18 protein-coding genes are annotated in these 16,185 nt (G+C 63.4%); 12 read left to right on the top strand and 6 right to left on the bottom strand.

The window, feature by feature from the left end:
• On the bottom strand, positions 1-1,874 hold a 1,874-nt coding region (locus tag ABT24_RS13330), incomplete at its 3' end, for an Rne/Rng family ribonuclease (protein WP_286738021.1).
• A 753-nt stretch (positions 1,875-2,627) separates the two neighbouring features.
• On the opposite strand from ABT24_RS13330, the gene ABT24_RS13325 reads away from it, so the two are divergent.
• Both ABT24_RS13325 and ABT24_RS13320 read left to right on the top strand, forming a co-directional pair.
• On the top strand, positions 2,628-3,617 hold the full coding sequence (locus tag ABT24_RS13325) for an RluA family pseudouridine synthase (protein WP_276726811.1): 990 nt from the start codon (positions 2,628-2,630) through the stop codon (positions 3,615-3,617).
• 23 nt (positions 3,618-3,640) lie between these two features.
• Positions 3,641-4,300 carry an HAD family hydrolase gene (locus ABT24_RS13320; RefSeq protein WP_276726814.1) on the top strand — a complete coding sequence of 220 codons (660 nt, stop codon included), beginning with the start codon at positions 3,641-3,643 and terminating at the stop codon, positions 4,298-4,300.
• Between the two features lie 37 nt (positions 4,301-4,337).
• On the opposite strand, the gene ABT24_RS13315 is transcribed toward ABT24_RS13320, so the two are convergent.
• On the bottom strand, positions 4,338-5,090 hold the full coding sequence (locus ABT24_RS13315) for a hypothetical protein (protein WP_286738020.1): 753 nt from the start codon (positions 5,088-5,090) through the stop codon (positions 4,338-4,340).
• 127 nt (positions 5,091-5,217) lie between these two features.
• Between ABT24_RS13315 and ABT24_RS13310 the strand changes: the two genes are divergently transcribed.
• Both ABT24_RS13310 and ABT24_RS13305 read left to right on the top strand, forming a co-directional pair.
• The gene (locus tag ABT24_RS13310) at positions 5,218-6,072 is read left to right on the top strand and encodes a DUF6502 family protein (protein ID WP_276726821.1); all 855 of its coding nucleotides are present in this window, start codon (positions 5,218-5,220) and stop codon (positions 6,070-6,072) included.
• Positions 6,069-7,505 (top strand): DUF5666 domain-containing protein, encoded by a 1,437-nt coding sequence (locus tag ABT24_RS13305; RefSeq protein ID WP_286738017.1) that lies wholly within the window; start codon positions 6,069-6,071, stop codon positions 7,503-7,505. The genes ABT24_RS13310 and ABT24_RS13305 overlap by 4 nt, the downstream gene beginning before the upstream one ends.
• A 51-nt stretch (positions 7,506-7,556) precedes the next feature.
• Here the strand turns inward: ABT24_RS13305 and ABT24_RS13300 are convergent, their stop codons facing one another.
• Positions 7,557-8,336, bottom strand: a complete 780-nt coding sequence (locus tag ABT24_RS13300; protein WP_156054599.1) for a hypothetical protein — start codon at positions 8,334-8,336, stop codon at positions 7,557-7,559.
• A gap of 224 nt (positions 8,337-8,560) precedes the next feature.
• Between ABT24_RS13300 and ABT24_RS13295 the strand changes: the two genes are divergently transcribed.
• Positions 8,561-9,544 carry a S49 family peptidase gene (locus ABT24_RS13295; protein ID WP_276726827.1) on the top strand — a complete coding sequence of 328 codons (984 nt, stop codon included), beginning with the start codon at positions 8,561-8,563 and terminating at the stop codon, positions 9,542-9,544.
• On the opposite strand, the gene ABT24_RS13290 is transcribed toward ABT24_RS13295, so the two are convergent.
• From ABT24_RS13290 to ABT24_RS13280, 3 genes are read right to left on the bottom strand one after another with little or no spacing between them, the layout of a single operon-like run.
• Positions 9,518-10,153 (bottom strand): Maf family nucleotide pyrophosphatase, encoded by a 636-nt coding sequence (locus ABT24_RS13290; protein ID WP_276726830.1) that lies wholly within the window; start codon positions 10,151-10,153, stop codon positions 9,518-9,520. The two genes, ABT24_RS13295 and ABT24_RS13290, sit on opposite strands and share 27 nt — an antisense overlap.
• The gene (locus tag ABT24_RS13285) at positions 10,153-10,578 is read right to left on the bottom strand and encodes a DUF6691 family protein (protein ID WP_041609016.1); all 426 of its coding nucleotides are present in this window, start codon (positions 10,576-10,578) and stop codon (positions 10,153-10,155) included. Before ABT24_RS13285 ends, ABT24_RS13290 begins: the two co-directional genes overlap by 1 nt.
• A gap of 1 nt (position 10,579) precedes the next feature.
• Complete coding sequence (locus tag ABT24_RS13280; protein ID WP_276726832.1) at positions 10,580-11,056, bottom strand: YeeE/YedE family protein; 477 nt, start codon at positions 11,054-11,056, stop codon at positions 10,580-10,582.
• A gap of 121 nt (positions 11,057-11,177) precedes the next feature.
• Between ABT24_RS13280 and ABT24_RS13275 the strand changes: the two genes are divergently transcribed.
• The 7 genes from ABT24_RS13275 to ABT24_RS13245 form a co-directional block, all read left to right on the top strand.
• Entirely contained in the window at positions 11,178-11,762 is a 585-nt protein-coding gene (locus ABT24_RS13275) for a YceD family protein (protein ID WP_286738014.1), read from the top strand.
• A gap of 62 nt (positions 11,763-11,824) precedes the next feature.
• On the top strand, positions 11,825-12,007 hold the full coding sequence (gene rpmF, locus ABT24_RS13270) for a 50S ribosomal protein L32 (protein ID WP_013106680.1): 183 nt from the start codon (positions 11,825-11,827) through the stop codon (positions 12,005-12,007).
• Positions 12,008-12,106: 99 nt separating this feature from the next.
• Positions 12,107-13,162, top strand: a complete 1,056-nt coding sequence (gene plsX / locus ABT24_RS13265; protein WP_276726838.1) for a phosphate acyltransferase PlsX — start codon at positions 12,107-12,109, stop codon at positions 13,160-13,162.
• A 35-nt stretch (positions 13,163-13,197) separates the two neighbouring features.
• Entirely contained in the window at positions 13,198-14,175 is a 978-nt protein-coding gene (locus ABT24_RS13260) for a beta-ketoacyl-ACP synthase III (protein WP_276726840.1), read from the top strand.
• 30 nt (positions 14,176-14,205) lie between these two features.
• Positions 14,206-15,141 carry an ACP S-malonyltransferase gene (gene fabD, locus ABT24_RS13255; protein WP_276726843.1) on the top strand — a complete coding sequence of 312 codons (936 nt, stop codon included), beginning with the start codon at positions 14,206-14,208 and terminating at the stop codon, positions 15,139-15,141.
• Entirely contained in the window at positions 15,138-15,908 is a 771-nt protein-coding gene (fabG, locus tag ABT24_RS13250) for a 3-oxoacyl-ACP reductase FabG (protein WP_276726845.1), read from the top strand. Before fabD ends, fabG begins: the two co-directional genes overlap by 4 nt.
• Before the next feature lie 110 nt (positions 15,909-16,018).
• Positions 16,019-16,185: acyl carrier protein (locus ABT24_RS13245; RefSeq protein ID WP_286738022.1), on the top strand; the 167-nt coding region annotated here is incomplete at its 3' end.

Genomic DNA, 16,185 nt, shown 5'->3' with positions numbered 1-16,185 from the left:
CGGCGGTTGCCGTTTTGGCCAGAAGCCGTGCGTGCGCCGCGGCCGCCTTGCCCATCCGCCTTGGTCAGGGCCGGGGTGGCAGGCTGCGCGGCAACCGGCGGCTCTTGCACGGCAGCGGAGGGTTGTGGTTCGGCGGAGAACAGACGCTTGACCCAGCCAAACAAACCGCCGCCAGCCGTTGCGGCAGCAGCAGGCGCGGCGGCGGGGGTTGCGACAGCCGGTGCGGGGGCGGGAGCCTTGTCGGCAGCCGGGGCGGGCATGACCGGGGCCGGGCCTTCCGGGGTGATGCCACGCACCAGGGCTTCCTGACGCGGGCGCTGTTCTTTTTCGCGACGGGTGATGGCGGTGTCTTCTTCGGCCTCGTCAGCCATTTTGTAGCTGGTGGGCAGATTGTCCAGGCGCGGATCGTCGTGCTTGAGGCGTTCGAGCTTGTAGTTGGGCGTGTCGAGGTGCTTGTTGGGGATCAGCAGCACCGACAGACGCTGGCGCAGTTCGATTTTGGTGATTTCGGCGCGCTTTTCGTTGAGCAGGAAGGAGGCGACTTCCACCGGCACTTGCACATGCACCGCGGCCGTGCCTTCCTTCATGGCCTCTTCCTGGATGATGCGCAGGATTTGCAGGGCGCTCGATTCGGTGTCGCGGATATGCCCCGTGCCATTGCAGCGCGGGCAGGTCACGTAAGCGCCTTCCGACAGGGCCGGGCGCAGGCGTTGGCGCGAGAGTTCGAGCAGGCCGAACTTGGAAATCTTGCTCACCTGCACGCGGGCGCGGTCTTGGCGCATGGCGTCGCGCAGGCGGTCTTCGACCGCGCGCTGGTTGCGCGGCTCTTCCATGTCGATGAAGTCGACCACGATCAGGCCGCCAAGGTCGCGCAGCCGCATCTGGCGAGCGACTTCATCGGCGGCTTCGAGGTTGGTGCGCAGAGCGGTGTCTTCGATGGCGTTGCCGCGCGTGGAGCGTGCGGAGTTGACGTCCACCGCCACCAGCGCTTCGGTGTGGTCGATGACGATGGCGCCGCCGGCCGGCAGGTTGACCGTGCGCGAATAGGCGGTTTCGATCTGCTGCTCGATCTGAAAGCGCGAGAACAGCGGCAGATCGTCGCGGTAGCGTTTGACGCGCTCGACCGTGTCGGGCATGACGTGCAACATGAACTGCCGTGCCTGCTCGAACACGTCTTCGGTGTCGATCAGAATTTCGCCGATGTCACTGGTGAAGTAGTCGCGGATGGCGCGGATGACCAGCGACGACTCCTGGTAGATCAGGAAGGCGCCCTTTTGCGTCTCCGAAGCGTCGCGCACGGCGCTCCAGAGCTTGAGCAGGTAATTCAAGTCCCATTGCAATTCTTCCGCGCTGCGGCCGATGCCTGCGGTGCGGGCGATCAGGCTCATGCCTTCGGGATGCTGGAGCTGGTCCATCGTCTCGCGCAGTTCCTGGCGGTCTTCGCCCTCGATGCGACGGCTCACCCCGCCGCCGCGCGGATTGTTGGGCATGAGTACCAGATAGCGCCCGGCCAGCGAAATGATGGTGGTCAGCGCCGCGCCCTTGTTGCCGCGCTCTTCTTTTTCCACCTGCACCAGCAGTTGCTGGCCTTCGGTGATCACGTCCTGAATGCGCGCCTGCGACGCAGACACGCCTTCCTTGAAGTACTGGCGCGAAATTTCCTTGAACGGCAAAAAACCGTGGCGCTCTTCGCCGTAGTCGACGAAACAGGCTTCGAGCGAGGGCTCGACGCGGGTGACGACGGCCTTGTAGATATTGCCCTTGCGCTGCTCGCGCCCGGCCTGTTCGATATCGATGTCGAGAAGTTTCTGTCCATCGACGATGGCCACGCGCAATTCTTCCGACTGCGTGGCGTTGAACAACATGCGTTTCATTTCAAGCTCCTGGCCGCTTCATGCGGCCGATACAAAGCGGGCGCCAGGGCGCCCCCATGCGTTGATCTCCGGAGCTAAAACCAGGCCGGGTTCGCCGCTGATGTCCGGCACGCCCGGCGGGCAGAATCAGACAGGACTCATGCAAAAACCTCCACCAATCGGTCTGCCTCGGAGCGCGTGGTCTTCGCGATGCCGGGCGTTTGGCCCAGGCGTGACGATGCGCAGGCTGTTGCAGCGATCAGGCGCAACAGCGGGGGAGCAGAGGGTTCGCGGCAGGTGAGCACAAGCAGATTTCGCCAACAACAAAAGCACGCAGCGCAGAATCAGCGCTGAGGGGCGGTCGAGGGCGAAGAGTCGATTCAAGGTTTCAGATCCAGGATGGCAAAGCCGGGCGGTCGTCGCAGGCGTCAAACGCATTTGCGCGACGGCATCACTCGGGCTTTGGGCCAACGCTCATTTCGGTGAAGTCTGTCCGATCTGCCCCGACCGGAATCGGTGGTGTGGCAAAACGAGCAGTGTGAAGCTGAACCTAGAATGCCTTTCCTGTCACGGCAGATTCGCTGGTTTTGCATGCACTCGTATCGGGTGATATCAGCAACCCGGTCGCATGCAGTACCCGCACGAAAACCTGTCAGGAGGCAGTCTTTCCGCTTTTGGCACGTCGCGCAGCGGCATCATGTAAAACTGCACGCAACTTCGCGGAAATATTGCCAAAATTCGGTCTTCCAACTTCACAACTTCACGCTCGATTATATGCACACCGCGCCATCTCCCCAGGTTCGGCTCCTTCAGGTCGGCGATGCGGGCGAGGGGCAGCGGCTGGATAACTTTCTGGCGCGGCACCTCAAGGGCGTGCCGCGCAGCCATATTCATCGCATCGTGCGATCGGGCGAAGTGCGGGTCAATGGCGGTCGGGCCCGCGCAGATCAGAAACTGCAGTCGAGCGATCAGGTACGGATTCCGCCGGTGCGGGTGGCGCAGCCCGACGCGCCGCGCGCGGCGCCTGCGCTGCAATTTCCCGTGGTGTTTGAAGATGATTTTCTGCTGGCGATCAACAAACCCGAAGGCGTGGCGGTGCATGGCGGATCGGGGGTGAGCTTCGGCGTGATCGAGGCTTTGCGCGCGGCGCGGCCCACGGCGAAGTTTCTCGAACTGGTGCACCGGCTCGACCGTGACACCTCGGGTCTGCTGCTCATCGCCAAGAAGCGCAGCGCGTTGACCACGCTGCACGCGGCGCTGCGCGAACGTCACGCCGACAAACGCTACCTCGCGCTGGTTGCCGGACTCTGGACGCGTGGGGCGGTGATGATCGAGGCGCCGCTGCATAAATACCTGCTCGCCAATGGCGAGCGGCGCGTGCGGGTGGACGCGCAGCAGGGGCAAGAGTCGCGTACTCAGTTTCGTTCCCAAGAGCAATTTGCGCTGCCGGGCCTGGGGCCTTGGGGCGGCTTGAGCCTGATGCAGGCGCGGTTGCTGACGGGACGCACCCATCAGATCCGGGTGCATCTGGCGCACTGCGGCCATCCCATCGTCGGCGACGATAAATATGGGGATGACAGCCTCAACGCCCTGCTGGCGCGGGGTCAGGCGGGCGTGCCGCCCTTCCGGCGCATGTTTTTGCACGCCGAGTCGCTGACGATTGCGCACCCGGCAAGCGGCGAGCGGCTGGAACTGCGCGCGCCCTTGCCCGAAAACTGCGCGCAATGGCTTCATCATTTGCGGGCACAATGCGCGCAGTCCTGACTTCCTGAACCCTTGCCCGCACCATGCACCGACAGAACTATGACCTGATTGTGTTCGACTGGGACGGCACGCTGATGGATTCCACCGCGGCCATCACCGGGGCGATCCAGCAGGCTTGCAAGGATCTGGGGCTGACGGTTCCCAGTCGCGAGGCGGCGTCGTATGTCATCGGCCTCGGGCTGGAGGATGCCCTGCGGCACGCCGCACCCGAGTTGCCGCATGCCGACTATCCCAAACTGGCTGCGGCCTACCGCAAGCATTACTTCGCGCTCGATGGCGAACTGGTGCTGTTCGAAGGGGTGCTGGATTTGCTGCATGAACTCAAATCGGCCGGCTACAACCTTGCGGTGGCGACCGGAAAGTCTCGCATCGGTCTGACGCGGGCGATGGACCGGCCCGAACTGCGCGGCTTGTTCGACGCCACCCGCACCGCTGATGAAACCTTCTCCAAGCCGCACCCGGCGATGTTGCACGAAATCATGGCCGAACTGGCCAGCCCGCCGCAGCGCACCGTGATGGTGGGCGACACCACGCACGATCTGCAAATGGCGCTCAACGCCGAATGCGATGCCATCGGCGTGAGCTACGACGCGCACGATGTGGCGCGTCTGGAGTCGCTGTCCCCCGCTGGGCTGGTGCATTCCGTCGCGGAACTGCAGGAATTTCTCGCCCAGCACGGGTAAGCGCGGCAGTCAGCCACTCGCTGACTGCCGCCGCGTCTTACATCTGCGGACGCATCACGTTCGGGATGTTGATGGCCGGGGAGTTCACTACCGGCACATTGACCGTGGGAGTCTGCACCACCGGAACATTCACACTCGGAGTTGTCACCACCGGCACGTTGACCGAGGGCGTTGCCACCGCGGGGAAGTTGATTTGCGGCGTTGTCACCGCGGGCACGTTGATCGACGGCGTGTTGACCGAAGGCACATTGACCGCTGGGCTATTGATCACGGGAATGGTGACCGCAGGCGAGGCAACGGCAGGCGCATTGGGGGTTTGCACTGAAGGAGTTTGCACCGAGGGTGCCAGCGTGGTGACTTGCGCCCCTGCGCGCGCGCCTAGCCCTTGGCCAACGCCCGCGTCCCCTGTGCGCAGCGTGGGGGCGGCTGCTCCGGCGGCGCCCTGCTGACCTTGCGCGGCCGAACGTGTTTGCACCGTATTGCGATGCTGCGCTTCGGTGCGATTTTGCGCCCCGGTTTGGCCGGATGTATGACGCACCGATTCGCCGGTTGATGTGCGGGTGTGGTTCTGGGTCGTGGTGCGGGTTTCAGCACGGGTGTTTGCCGAAGTGGCGGTCTCGGAGCGATTGGCGGGCTTGGCCTGTTGATCGGCCGTGCGCGTCGAGGTCGTCGCCGAGAGTTGACCGCCCTGAACGGCATTCACGGCGGTTTGGGCATAAGCGAGACCGATGGAGAGCGAAGCGGCCGCAACAGCGGCGGACAGAACGGCGAGGGTACGGGTCTTGGACATGATGTTCTCCTGAAAGAAGGAAGGATGATTCACGCAGCGTGGTAAACATTCCCACTGAAGCGCTTGTGTTTATAATAGTGGCAAAATTTCCCACGTCAAGCCGAATCGCTTCGTTTATCCTTTCACCATGTCCGCCGCTCTCAAATCTGCCGCCCTGTCCATCTTGCGGCCCTTCGTGCGCTATCTCATTACGCAGGGCTGGACTTATGGCGCTCTGGCCGAGCTGCTCAAATTTGTCTATGTGGGCGAAGTCATCGCGCTCGATCAGCGCGACGGCAAACCCGTACCGACCGATAGCCGTGTGAGTCTGCTCAGCGGCATCCACCGCAAGGAAGTCCGGCGTCTGCGAGAAGAATTGCAGAGCGGATCGGGTGAGATTGCCCTGCGGCATGGCGCCAATATGTCGGCGCAGGTGGTGGCGGCCTGGGTAGCTTGCGAGGCGTATCGCGACCCGCAAGGTGAACCGCTTGCCCTGCCGCTGCGCGCTGCGGGCGCCGCGGCCAGTTTTGAAAATCTGGTGCGGCTGGTGAAGGCCGACATGCGGCCGCGTACCGTGCTGGATGAACTGCTGCGCGCCGGCGTGGTGGAGCAGCAGGATGACATGGTGAGGCTGGCTCGCGGCGGCTACGTCTCCGATCTGCCCGAGGACAGGCTGGCTTTCATGGGGGCGCATATCGGCGACCATCTGCGGGCCACGGTGCACAACCTGGAAGGTCGCACGCCGACTTATCTGGAGCAATCGGTCTATTTCGACGATCTGCCGCCCATCGTGCCGGGCGAGGTGCGCGACGATCTGCGTCAGCTCGGTGAACAGGTTTTGCAGGAGGCCTACCAGCGCATCGTGCGGGCGGAAAAGACGGCTCAATCCGCGCAAGCTGGCGATCTCGGTGCGCCGCAAACCAGCAAGAAGCGCCTGCGCCTCGGGGTCTATTACTACGAAGACGATATGCCCGCTTCGAACTCAGCCGGGGAGCAGCCGTGAAGGCCGCATTGAAAGCCGTCGTTCGTGCCTGGCTCCCGGGGCTGCGCTTCGTGGGCGTAGCCTGCTTAGGGTTGATGCTGGGTCTGGCGGGCTCGATTGCGGCCACGCCAGGCGGGATCGGCGGTACGGGTATCGACCCCGGCGGCATCGGTGGCACCGGCATCAGTCCCGATGGAATCGGCGGGACGGGAATCATGGCCATCGGCCCGGTTCAGCGCTTCGGCAGCATTTTCGTCAACGGCGGCGAATATGAACTGCCCGCGCAGACACGCTATCGCGCGGATGGTCAGCCCGCGTCCGAGAAAAGCCTGCATTTGGGCGATCTGGTGCGCGTCCATGCTGTAGAGCAGGGCGGGCGGCTGGATGCGCTGGCGGTGGACATCAGCCATGCGGTGATCGGTCGCGTGTCGCAGATCGATCAATCTCAGGGGCGACTGGTGGTGCTGGGCCAGACCGTGCAAATCCTGCCCGGCACTTTGTTGCGCACCGCTGAAAATCAGCCTTTGCCGCTATCGCGCCTGAAGGTGGGCGACGAGGTGCGCATTAGCGCGCTCGATCAAGGCGCGGGGCATTGGCAGGCGATGCGGCTGACTCAGCTCTCGGTTCCGCCCGCGGGACACGGTTTGCCGTTCTTGCTGCGCGGCAAAATCGAGGCGACCAGCGCTCAACTGCAGCGGGTCAAGATCAGTGGTGTCTGGCTGTCGGTGCGCAGCGGGGCGGCGCAAACCGGGTTGGCGGTCGGCGCCGAGGTCGTGGCGCGCGGCAGTCAGCAGAGCCAGGGAAATGTGATCGATTCTCTTCAGGCGATAGCGCCCTTGGCCGCGCCCATCGGCACGCGTGTGGCGATGGTGGGTTTTTTGCAGGCCGGGTCGCAGGGCAGGCCAGGTTGGGAATTGCAAGGCTTTCAGATCAGGGGCGCCGACGCGCTGCTGCAGGCGCAATTGCAGTCCGCCGCTCGGTCGCAGGCCGCGCCGGTGTTCGTCGTCGGCACCTTGACAGCAGCGCAGACGGTGGCGGTCGAGCGCGTGATCCCGAATGTGAACGCGCTGCAATTTGCGCTGCCGCCCCTGGCAGGTGGGCAGACGCCTCCTGCAAAAGCGGGTGATAAGGGCTCGGTGACCGGCGCGACACCCCAGTTCATATCGAACGGTGCGGGGCTGAACCTGTCGAGCCCGGCCTTCGTTGCGCCGACAGTGCCTACGGTGATCCAGCCGGGGTTCACCGCACCCTCGATTCCCGCGGCGCCCGCCGTGCCGCAGGTGCCGCAAATGCCCGCCGTCAACATGCCCTCCGTGGCGCCCCCCGTGGTCGCACCGCCGCAAGTGCCCGTCGTCGTGCCGCCGACAGTGGCCCCGCCGGTTGTGAACCCACCCAGCGTGACGACGCCTGCCTTGCCCAGCGGACTGCAGATTCCCACTGTGCCGCGCCCATGAAAAGGCCAGCTTGCGCTGGCCTTTTCATCAAGGGCGAGGTGAGAACGGAGGTCAGAACACGATCTGGCCGCCTATGCCGACGCCAAAATTGGCGCTGCCGTTGCTCAGGCCCTTGTCCACATAGACCTGGAACCCGCTGCCATTTGGGGTGAGGTTGTAATTCCACGCAGCAATCAGGTCTGAGGGGGCGGACGCCCCGGCCACCATCGACTGCTGACCGGCATACATCAAGGTGAAAATATGCTGCTGGCTGGCCGCATAGCTGGCGCCAAACTGATAGATGGCGATGTTGCGCAGATTCTGTCCGGCCGGGTTGCCCACGAAACGGTAGCCCAGATTGGCAAACGGAAACCAGCTTTTGCCCACGATCTGCTGCAGGCCCACCCCAAGCTCGTAGTCGTTCTTGCCCGTGCCCAGACCGTTGTCGGACGAAGCGGTGCCGAATTTGACTTTGGCGTAGGGCGTGATGGAGGGCGTGAGACCGCCGCCCTGGAAAATCTTGTAATGCCCAGCCAGCCACACGTCGCCCAGACCGCTGGCGGAACGGGTTTGCGTGGAACCGGAGCCGCCCACAACCGTGTTGCCGACGATGGTGGAACCGACGGGCAGGCCGCTTTCAGAGACGTAGGGCACCGTGAGTTTGACGCGCCAGTTGCTGTCGCCGTATTGAATGTCGGTGGCGTCGTAGCGGATGTTGATGTTGTTGTTGGTGCCGAATTTGCCCTGGAAAAAGGACAACGTGTTGCCGACCGTGAGTGCGGGTTCGGCTTGTGCGGTGCAAACACCCCCCAGAGCAAGCAGGGTGGCGATGAGGGTGGGACGAAGGGCCATATGGGATCTCGCGCGAGGTGGACTGAGGGAAATGGAACAGCCAGGAAAGGCCGATATGTTGAGACGTGGGAAAGTGTCACACAAAACTCAAACTTGATCCTTGTCGAATCGCAAACCGGCGTGCCGAGACCCGTCCGGCCCGTCGGCGCGAGACGTGCGTGCGCGTCAATAAAGCGCTGGTATTCTGGCGACCCGTCCCGTTTTTCATTCTCCGAGCCCGAAACATGAGCGCATCCCCCCCAGATCTTCCCCCGCAACGTTCTGAGTCGTCCGCTCAACCCGGTGCGTGGGAGCGGCAGGTGTTGGAAAAACTGGTGCTCGAGGTGGTGAACGAAAAACGACGGGCGCGGCGCTGGTCGATTTTTTTCCGCTTCGTCCTGCTCGGCATCGTGGCGCTGATCTTTTTCGGCGGCATGATCGCCGAGTTCGGTAGCAGCACCGCCACCGGGCCGCATACGGCGCTGATCGAGCTCAACGGCGAGATCTCCATCGGCTCGCAGGCCAGTGCCGACAATATCAATGCGGCCTTGCAGGATGCGTTTTCCAGCCCGGACACGCGCGGCGTCATCCTGCGCATCAACAGCCCGGGCGGCAGCCCGGTGCAGGCGAGCCAGATTTTTGCCGAGATCGAGCGGCTTCGCGCCAAATACAACAAGCCGGTGTACGCCGTCTGCGAAGAGGTGTGCGCCTCCGGCGCGTACTACGTGGCGGCGGCGGCGAATGACATCTATGTGAATCCGGCCAGTCTGGTGGGCTCCATCGGCGTGTTGATGGACGGCTTCGGCTTTTCCGGCCTGATGGACAAGCTCGGCGTAACCCGTCGCTTGCTCACCGCGGGCGCCAACAAGGGGTTCATGGATCCCTTCACCCCCATGCCCGAGGACCAGAAAACCTACGCCCTGGGCATGCTGGAGCAGATTCACAAACAGTTCATCGCGGCGGTGGAAAAAGGTCGCGGTGCACGATTGAAAGTGAATGACGAGACCTTCTCCGGCCTGGTGTGGACGGGCGAATCAGCCGTGCAGCAAGGCCTGGCCGACGGCTACGGGGACGTGGATCAGATCGCCCGCGACAAGATCAAAGCGCCGGAAATCGTCGATTACACCCTGCAGGAAAACGTGGCCGAGCGTCTGGCCAAGCGTTTTGGCGCCTCGCTGGGCATGGGCGCGGTGCGCGAACTCTCAAACCTGGGCTGGTCGCTGCGCTGATCTGGAATTCAGCGCTCGCGCCAGCACGTCGAAACCGCTCAGGCGCAGCATGTCGCAAAGGTCGATCAGGGGCAGGCCGATCAAGGCGGTCGGATCGTCGCTGCGCATGTGCTTGAGCAGCGCAGGGCCGAGCGATTCCGAGCGGGCGCTGCCCGCGCAGTCGTAGGGTGCGTCCAGCGTCAGATAGGTTTCGATTTCCGCCGGGCTCAGCTTACGGAATCGTACTTCGGTGGGGCAGTTGCGCACTTGTACGCCGCCGTCTGGGCCGATGACGCAAACCGCGGTGTGGAACACGGCGTCACGCCCGCTGAGTTGCTGCAACTGAGCGACCGCAGCCGCATGGGAGCCGGGTTTGCCGAGCGCTTCGCCCCCCAACATGCACACCTGATCGGAGCCGATCACCCAGCAGCCTGGTGCAGTACGCGCCACCGCGGCGGCCTTTTCAGCCGCCAGCCGCAGCGCCAGATCGAGCGCAGACTCATCAACTCTGCGGGTTTCGTCCACCTCGGGCGCTCGGCTAGAAAAAGGCACGCGCAGGCGTTGGAGCAACTCAGCGCGATAGCGCGAGGTCGACGCGAGAACCAGAACGGGATCAGCCGGCCCCGTCATCAATGCTTGCCGAAAAACCGGCCATGCAGCCATGCGCCGATGAGTATGCCCGCAATGCTCAGCAGAAGCGGCCAGTTGCCCACCCCCAGGCCTGCAATGGCCGGGCCTGGACACACGCCGCTCAGCCCCCAGCCCACGCCAAAAATCGCGGCGCCGATCAGGGTGCGCGCGTCCAGATGCGAGGGGTGTTTGCCGAACACCACGCCAAAGACCGGCCGCTTCATCAGTCGGGGCAGCAGGTGGTAGGCGATGAAGGTCACGCCGGCAGCGCCTCCCATCACCAGCAGCAGACCGAGATTCTTGAGCAGCAGAAACTGCAGAATGGCCTCGGGCTTGACCATGGTGGACAGCGCCAGACCGAAGCCGAACAAGGCCCCGGCGAACAAGGCCGAAAGCATCACTGCGAAAGGAGGAACACGTTGCATTTCAGAACCCTCCCAAGGCGCGAACCACATGGGCCGTGATGACGGCGGTACACAGGAAAATGATCACCGCGAGAATGGATGGCAACTGCCCAGACCCGACGCCGCAGATGCCGTGCCCCGAGGTGCAGCCCCCCCCCATGCGGGCGCCAAACCCGCCGACGATGCCGCCGAGGAACAACTGCCACAGCGGCACTCTGGTCACGAAGCCTTCGCCATGCCCGAGGGTGTAGGTGAACACCACTGCACCGACGATCAGACCCAGTCCGTACATCAAGCGCCAGTTACGGGTCGAAATGAATTTTTCGTGTTGAAAAAACGGATGACGCGACACCAGCGACCAAACCGCGGTGTAAGCGGTACTGACGCCGCCGATCAGGCCAGTCAGCCAGAACAGCACGCTGACGCCCAGTCCGATGAAAATACCGCCATAAAGAAAAGGCTCCCAACCCAGGGGGAACCACTGCGCAATACTGTTCATCAATCTCATCCTATTTTTGGTGGGTCGAAGTGATATGGATCACTTTTTTTGCATACTCCGTAGTGTAGGAGAGGGACTGCGCCCTGTCTCGGCGAGATGTTGCAGCCGGTAAACTCAGGTGATGTCCCAACTGCACTCCACAAGCCCTCCCGACCCCGGGTCGATGCCGCCCCGTGCGCTGACCTTGTTCGACTTCGCCCGTTCCGGCGGAGAACTGCACGGCCGGTTGCCGCTGCCGAACCTGTCCCGCCTAAGCGAATTGTTGTCGAGCACGCAAGGGCCTCCAGTGCAATGGGCGCTACAGGGTTTTCAGCGCGAACGGATCGGCATGCGCCCGCAGGCCATGGTGACTTTGCAAGTGCGTGGGGCGCTTCCGCTGATCTGCCAGCGCTGTCTGCAGGCCATGCAATATGCGGTTGACGAAGCCGTCGATTTTCGATTGGTGGCCGAAGAACCGGAACTGACTCAGGCCGAAGTCGAGGCCGAAGACGAGGCGCTGCCCGCGATCCATCCCGTGGATGTGCTGAGTCTCATCGAGGACCAACTCATCCTCGCCCTGCCCATCGTGCCCATGCATGACGCCTGCCCGCAGCGTGACGCGCCCGAGCCGACGCCTTCGCGCACCGATGAGGCGCCTGCCGAGGAACGCCAGCACCCCTTCGCCAATCTGCGCGATCTGCTCGACGGTCCAAAAAAGAAACGCTAGTGGGCTATGTCGCGGGGCAGAGCCATCGCATATAATGATCAGCTTTTTCACAGGGGATTGCCATGGCCGTCCAGCAAAACAAGAAATCACCTTCGAAGCGTGGCATGCACCGTGCCCACCAGTTTTTGAGCGCGCCGCCGTTGGCAGTTGAGCCGACCACGGGCGAAACGCATCTGCGCCACCACATCAGCCCGAACGGTTTTTACCGTGGGCGCAAAGTGGTCAAGACCAAATCTGACGAGTAAGCGCTTGCCTTTGCGCACCATGCGTCGCCTGCATATGTGGGGCGTTAGTTTGTCATGCGTGCCTGCGAAGGGGCCTTCGATGCTGGCGCCCGTTGTGTCATGAGTTCCACTCTGGCCGTCGATTTGATGGGCGGAGACCATGGTCCGAAAGTGACCCTGCCAGCCTGCGTGCAATTTTTGCAGGCGCATCCGGACAGTCGGCTGATTCTGGTCGGCCAGTCTGAGGCCGTCATGCCGCTGCTGGAGTCGTTGCGCCTGAAAAACGATGCGCGCATCGAATTCGTCGCGGCGAGTGAGGTGGTGACTTCCGACGATCCGGTCGAGGTTGCGTTGCGCCGCAAACGCGATTCGTCCATGCGCCGCGCCATCGAGCAGGTGCGGGACGGTCGTGCGCAGGCCTGCGTATCAGCTGGCAATACCGGCGCCTTGATGGCGCTTGCGCGTTATTTGCTCAAGACCCTGCTCGACATTGAACGACCCGCCATCGCGACCTATCTGCCCAACCAGAAGGGCGAGGGCACGCTGATGCTCGATCTGGGCGCCAACGTCGATTGCGAGCCGTTGCACCTGCTGCAGTTCGCTGTCATGGGTACGGCGTATGCGGAGGCCGGTGGGCATGCGCAGCCGACGGTTGGGCTGCTCAATATCGGCGAAGAGGTGATCAAAGGCAACGACACCATCAAGCGGGCGGCTGAACTGCTGCGCGAAGCCGATGCGCTCGGGCGTCTGCGGTTTTACGGCAACGTCGAGGGCAACGACATCTTCAAGGGCACGACCGATATCGTCGTGTGCGATGGTTTTGTCGGCAACGTCGCGCTCAAGACCTCCGAAGGTCTGGCGCAAATGCTCTCTGGCATGATCCGCGAAGAGTTCACCCGCACGCCGCTGAGCAAGTTGATGGCGCTGTTCGCCATGCCAGTGCTCAAACGATTCCGCAAGCGCGTCGATCACCGCCGTTACAACGGCGCGGCCCTGCTGGGCCTGCGCGGCCTGGTCGTCAAGAGCCACGGCTCGGCGGATGCCTTTGGCTTCGAGCAGGCGCTGCTACGTGCGCATGAAGCGGTGCAGGGTGACGTGGTGCGCCATACCGAACGAATTCTCGAAGTGATGCACGAGTCATCACCCGCCGGGGCCGCGCTCGCTCCGGCGAGTTGAGTCACCCCGCTGCACCTCTCTGAACGATCTGTTCCATGTCCTCCTATTCCCGTATTTCCGGCACCGGCAGCGCACTGCCTCCGCGCAAAATCAGCAACGACGAACTGGCGGCCGATCTGGCTGAGCGCGGCGTCGAAACCAGTGATGAATGGATCGTGGCACGTACCGGCATCCGCTTTCGTCACTTCGCTGAAGAAGGCACGACCAGTGTCGATCTCGGCGAACAAGCTGCCCGTCGCGCCCTCGAATCGGCCGGACTGCAGGCCCATGACATTGGCCTGATCATTGTGGCCACGTCCACGCCGGACATGATTTTTCCTTCCAACGCGGCCCTCATCCAGGGCCGTCTTGGTGCCGCCGGAGGCGCGGCCTTCGACGTGCAGGCGGTATGCGCCGGATTCGTCTACGCCCTGACCGTGGCCGATCAGTTTGTGCGCAGCGGTATGACGCGGCATGCCCTAGTCATCGGCGCCGAGGTGTTTTCGCAGATTCTCGACTTCAATGACCGTACTACCTGCGTGCTGTTTGGCGATGGCGCTGGCGCTGTGGTGCTCAGTGCCAGCGAAACCCCGGGTGTGCTGGCCAGCGCGCTGCATGCGGACGGCCGGCAATCGTCCATCCTGTGCACTCCGGGGCGCGTGTCGAGCGGCCAGGTTGCGGGCAGTCCTTTCCTGAAAATGGACGGACAGGCGGTATTCAAGCAAGCCGTCCACGTGCTCGAAGACGTGGCCCGCGAGGCGCTGGCCAAGGCCGACCGCTTGCCCGCCGATGTGGATTGGATGGTGCCGCATCAGGCCAATATCCGCATCATGACGCATACCGCCAAAAAACTCGGCATTCCGCTCGACAAAATCGTCGTGACGGTCGATCAGCACGGCAACACCTCGGCCGCTTCGATTCCGCTGGCGCTCGATGTCGCCGTGCGCAGCGGGCAGATTCAGCGCGGCGACACCTTGCTGTTCGAAGCCGTCGGCGGCGGCTTGACCTGGGGCGCTTCGGTCGTCGATTACTGAGTCTTGCAGACGTTCAACTCCTGTACCTCCATGACATTTGCGTTCGTTTTCCCCGGGCAAGGTTCACAGTCCGTCGGCATGCTCGATAAAGTGGCCGATCATCCTGCTGTGCGCGCCACCCTGCAGGAGGCCAGCGCGGCCCTGTCGCAGGATGTGGGCGCTCTGATCGCGCAGGGTCCCGCCGAGCAACTCAATCTGACGACCAACACCCAACCCGTCATGCTCACTGCGGGCGTGGCGCTTTATCGCCTTTGGCTGGCCGAGGGCGGGCGCAAACCCGACTTTGTCGCCGGACACAGTCTGGGCGAATACACCGCGCTGGTCGCGGCCGAAAGCCTCACGCTGTCCGATGCCTTGCCCTTGGTGCGATTTCGCGCCCAGGCCATGCAGGACGCGGTTCCCATCGGGGCCGGCGGCATGGCGGCCGTGCTGGGTCTGGACGATGCCGCCGTGCGTGCCGGCTGTGCCCAGGCGGCGCAGGAGACCGGCGAAGCGGTGGAAGCGGTCAACTTCAATTCTCCGGGCCAGGTGGTGATCGCCGGGACGCAAGCCGCCGTGGCGCGCGCCTGCGAAGTGTTGAAAGCGGCGGGGGCCAAGCGCGCCTTGCCGCTGGCGGTTTCGGCGCCGTTTCACAGCAGTCTGCTGCGGGGCGCGGCCGACCAGTTGCGCGCCTATCTGCAAGGGGTGCCGATCAAGGCGCCGCAGATCACGCTGATCAATAATGTGGACGTGGCGCATCCAACCGATCCCGATCAAATCCGCGACGCGCTGGCGCGTCAGGCGTGTCATGCCGTGCGCTGGGTCGAGTGCGTGCAGGCCATCGCGAAGGCGGGCTGCACGACGCTGGTCGAATGTGGCCCGGGTAAAGTGCTGCATGGCCTGACCCGCCGGATCGATCCCGCCCTGCAATCATTTGCCCTGGACGATCTGTCCGCGATTCCTTCCCTTCAAACCGCCTTGGCATGAGCAATTCCTCCCCTGACACTTCCACCGCCCAAGCACTTGCCGGTCAGATCGCCCTGGTCACGGGCGCATCGCGCGGCATCGGCGCGGCCATAGCGGCAGATCTGGCTACCGCGGGCGCTCGCGTCATCGGCACGGCGACCTCGGAGTCCGGCGCAAACGCCATTACCGAGGCCCTGCAGGCCTTCGGCGGGCGAGGGGCTGTGCTCGATGTGAACGACGCCGAGGCGGGTGCCCGTCTGGTCGACGGGATCGTCAAAGCCGAAGGCGGGCTGCAGGTCCTGGTGAACAATGCCGGCATCACTCGCGACATGCTGGCCATGCGCATGAGCGACGCCGACTGGGACGCCGTGATTTCGACCAATCTGAGCAGTGTGTTCCGCATGTCGCGCGCTGTGATGCGCACCATGATGAAGCAGCGTTACGGCCGCATCGTCAACATCACCTCGGTCGTCGGCGCGTCCGGCAATCCGGGGCAGGCCAATTACGCCGCGGCCAAGGCCGGCGTGGCGGGCATGACCCGAGCGCTGGCGCAAGAGCTAGGCAGCCGCAACATCACAGTCAATTGCGTGGCGCCGGGGTTCATCGATACCGACATGACCCGGGCGCTGACCGAGGCGCAGACCCAGCCGATGCTGGCGCGCATTCCCCTGGGTCGTCTGGGCAAGCCTGAAGAGATCGCGCATGCGGTGTCTTTTCTGGCCTCGCCCTTGGCGGCCTACATCACCGGCGCCGTTCTGCATGTGAACGGCGGCATGTACATGCAATAACACCTGCCGAAACGCGCGACGTTGTCGCCGGGCGGGGTTATGCTCTCGGCCTGTCGCCAAGTCAGCTTCGGCGCTTGCTAAAATTTTTCATATTTCCACTGGAGGTTTCAATGAGTGACATCGAACAGCGCGTCAAGAAAATCATCGCCGAGCAACTGGGCGTTGCCGAAGACCAGGTGACCAACGAAAAATCCTTCGTGGATGATCTGGGCGCCGATTCTCTGGACACGGTCGAACTGGTCATGGCGCTGGAAGACGAATTCCACATCGAGATTCC

The sequence above is a fragment of the Thiomonas sp. SCN 64-16 genome (assembly GCF_001725585.1).
Classification (GTDB): Bacteria; Pseudomonadota; Gammaproteobacteria; order Burkholderiales; family Burkholderiaceae_C; genus Thiomonas; species Thiomonas arsenitoxydans.
Note: the sequence above shows the minus strand (reverse complement) of the source record. Positions and strands in the feature narration are given on the sequence as shown.

Bases quoted from the DNA above. Each gene is read 5' to 3' on its own strand.
- ABT24_RS13325 (WP_276726811.1), top strand. From the start codon at position 2,628: ATGCACACCGCGCCATCTCCCCAGGTTCGGCTCCTTCAGGTCGGCGAT.
- ABT24_RS13320 (WP_276726814.1), top strand. From the start codon at position 3,641: ATGCACCGACAGAACTATGACCTGATTGTGTTCGACTGGGACGGCACG.
- ABT24_RS13315 (WP_286738020.1), bottom strand. From the start codon at position 5,090: ATGTCCAAGACCCGTACCCTCGCCGTTCTGTCCGCCGCTGTTGCGGCC.
- ABT24_RS13310 (WP_276726821.1), top strand. From the start codon at position 5,218: ATGTCCGCCGCTCTCAAATCTGCCGCCCTGTCCATCTTGCGGCCCTTC.
- ABT24_RS13300 (WP_156054599.1), bottom strand. From the start codon at position 8,336: ATGGCCCTTCGTCCCACCCTCATCGCCACCCTGCTTGCTCTGGGGGGT.
- ABT24_RS13295 (WP_276726827.1), top strand. From the start codon at position 8,561: ATGAGCGCATCCCCCCCAGATCTTCCCCCGCAACGTTCTGAGTCGTCC.
- ABT24_RS13290 (WP_276726830.1), bottom strand. From the start codon at position 10,153: ATGACGGGGCCGGCTGATCCCGTTCTGGTTCTCGCGTCGACCTCGCGC.
- ABT24_RS13285 (WP_041609016.1), bottom strand. From the start codon at position 10,578: ATGCAACGTGTTCCTCCTTTCGCAGTGATGCTTTCGGCCTTGTTCGCC.
- ABT24_RS13280 (WP_276726832.1), bottom strand. From the start codon at position 11,056: ATGAACAGTATTGCGCAGTGGTTCCCCCTGGGTTGGGAGCCTTTTCTT.
- ABT24_RS13275 (WP_286738014.1), top strand. From the start codon at position 11,178: ATGTCCCAACTGCACTCCACAAGCCCTCCCGACCCCGGGTCGATGCCG.
- rpmF (WP_013106680.1), top strand. From the start codon at position 11,825: ATGGCCGTCCAGCAAAACAAGAAATCACCTTCGAAGCGTGGCATGCAC.
- plsX (WP_276726838.1), top strand. From the start codon at position 12,107: ATGAGTTCCACTCTGGCCGTCGATTTGATGGGCGGAGACCATGGTCCG.
- ABT24_RS13260 (WP_276726840.1), top strand. From the start codon at position 13,198: ATGTCCTCCTATTCCCGTATTTCCGGCACCGGCAGCGCACTGCCTCCG.
- fabD (WP_276726843.1), top strand. From the start codon at position 14,206: ATGACATTTGCGTTCGTTTTCCCCGGGCAAGGTTCACAGTCCGTCGGC.
- fabG (WP_276726845.1), top strand. From the start codon at position 15,138: ATGAGCAATTCCTCCCCTGACACTTCCACCGCCCAAGCACTTGCCGGT.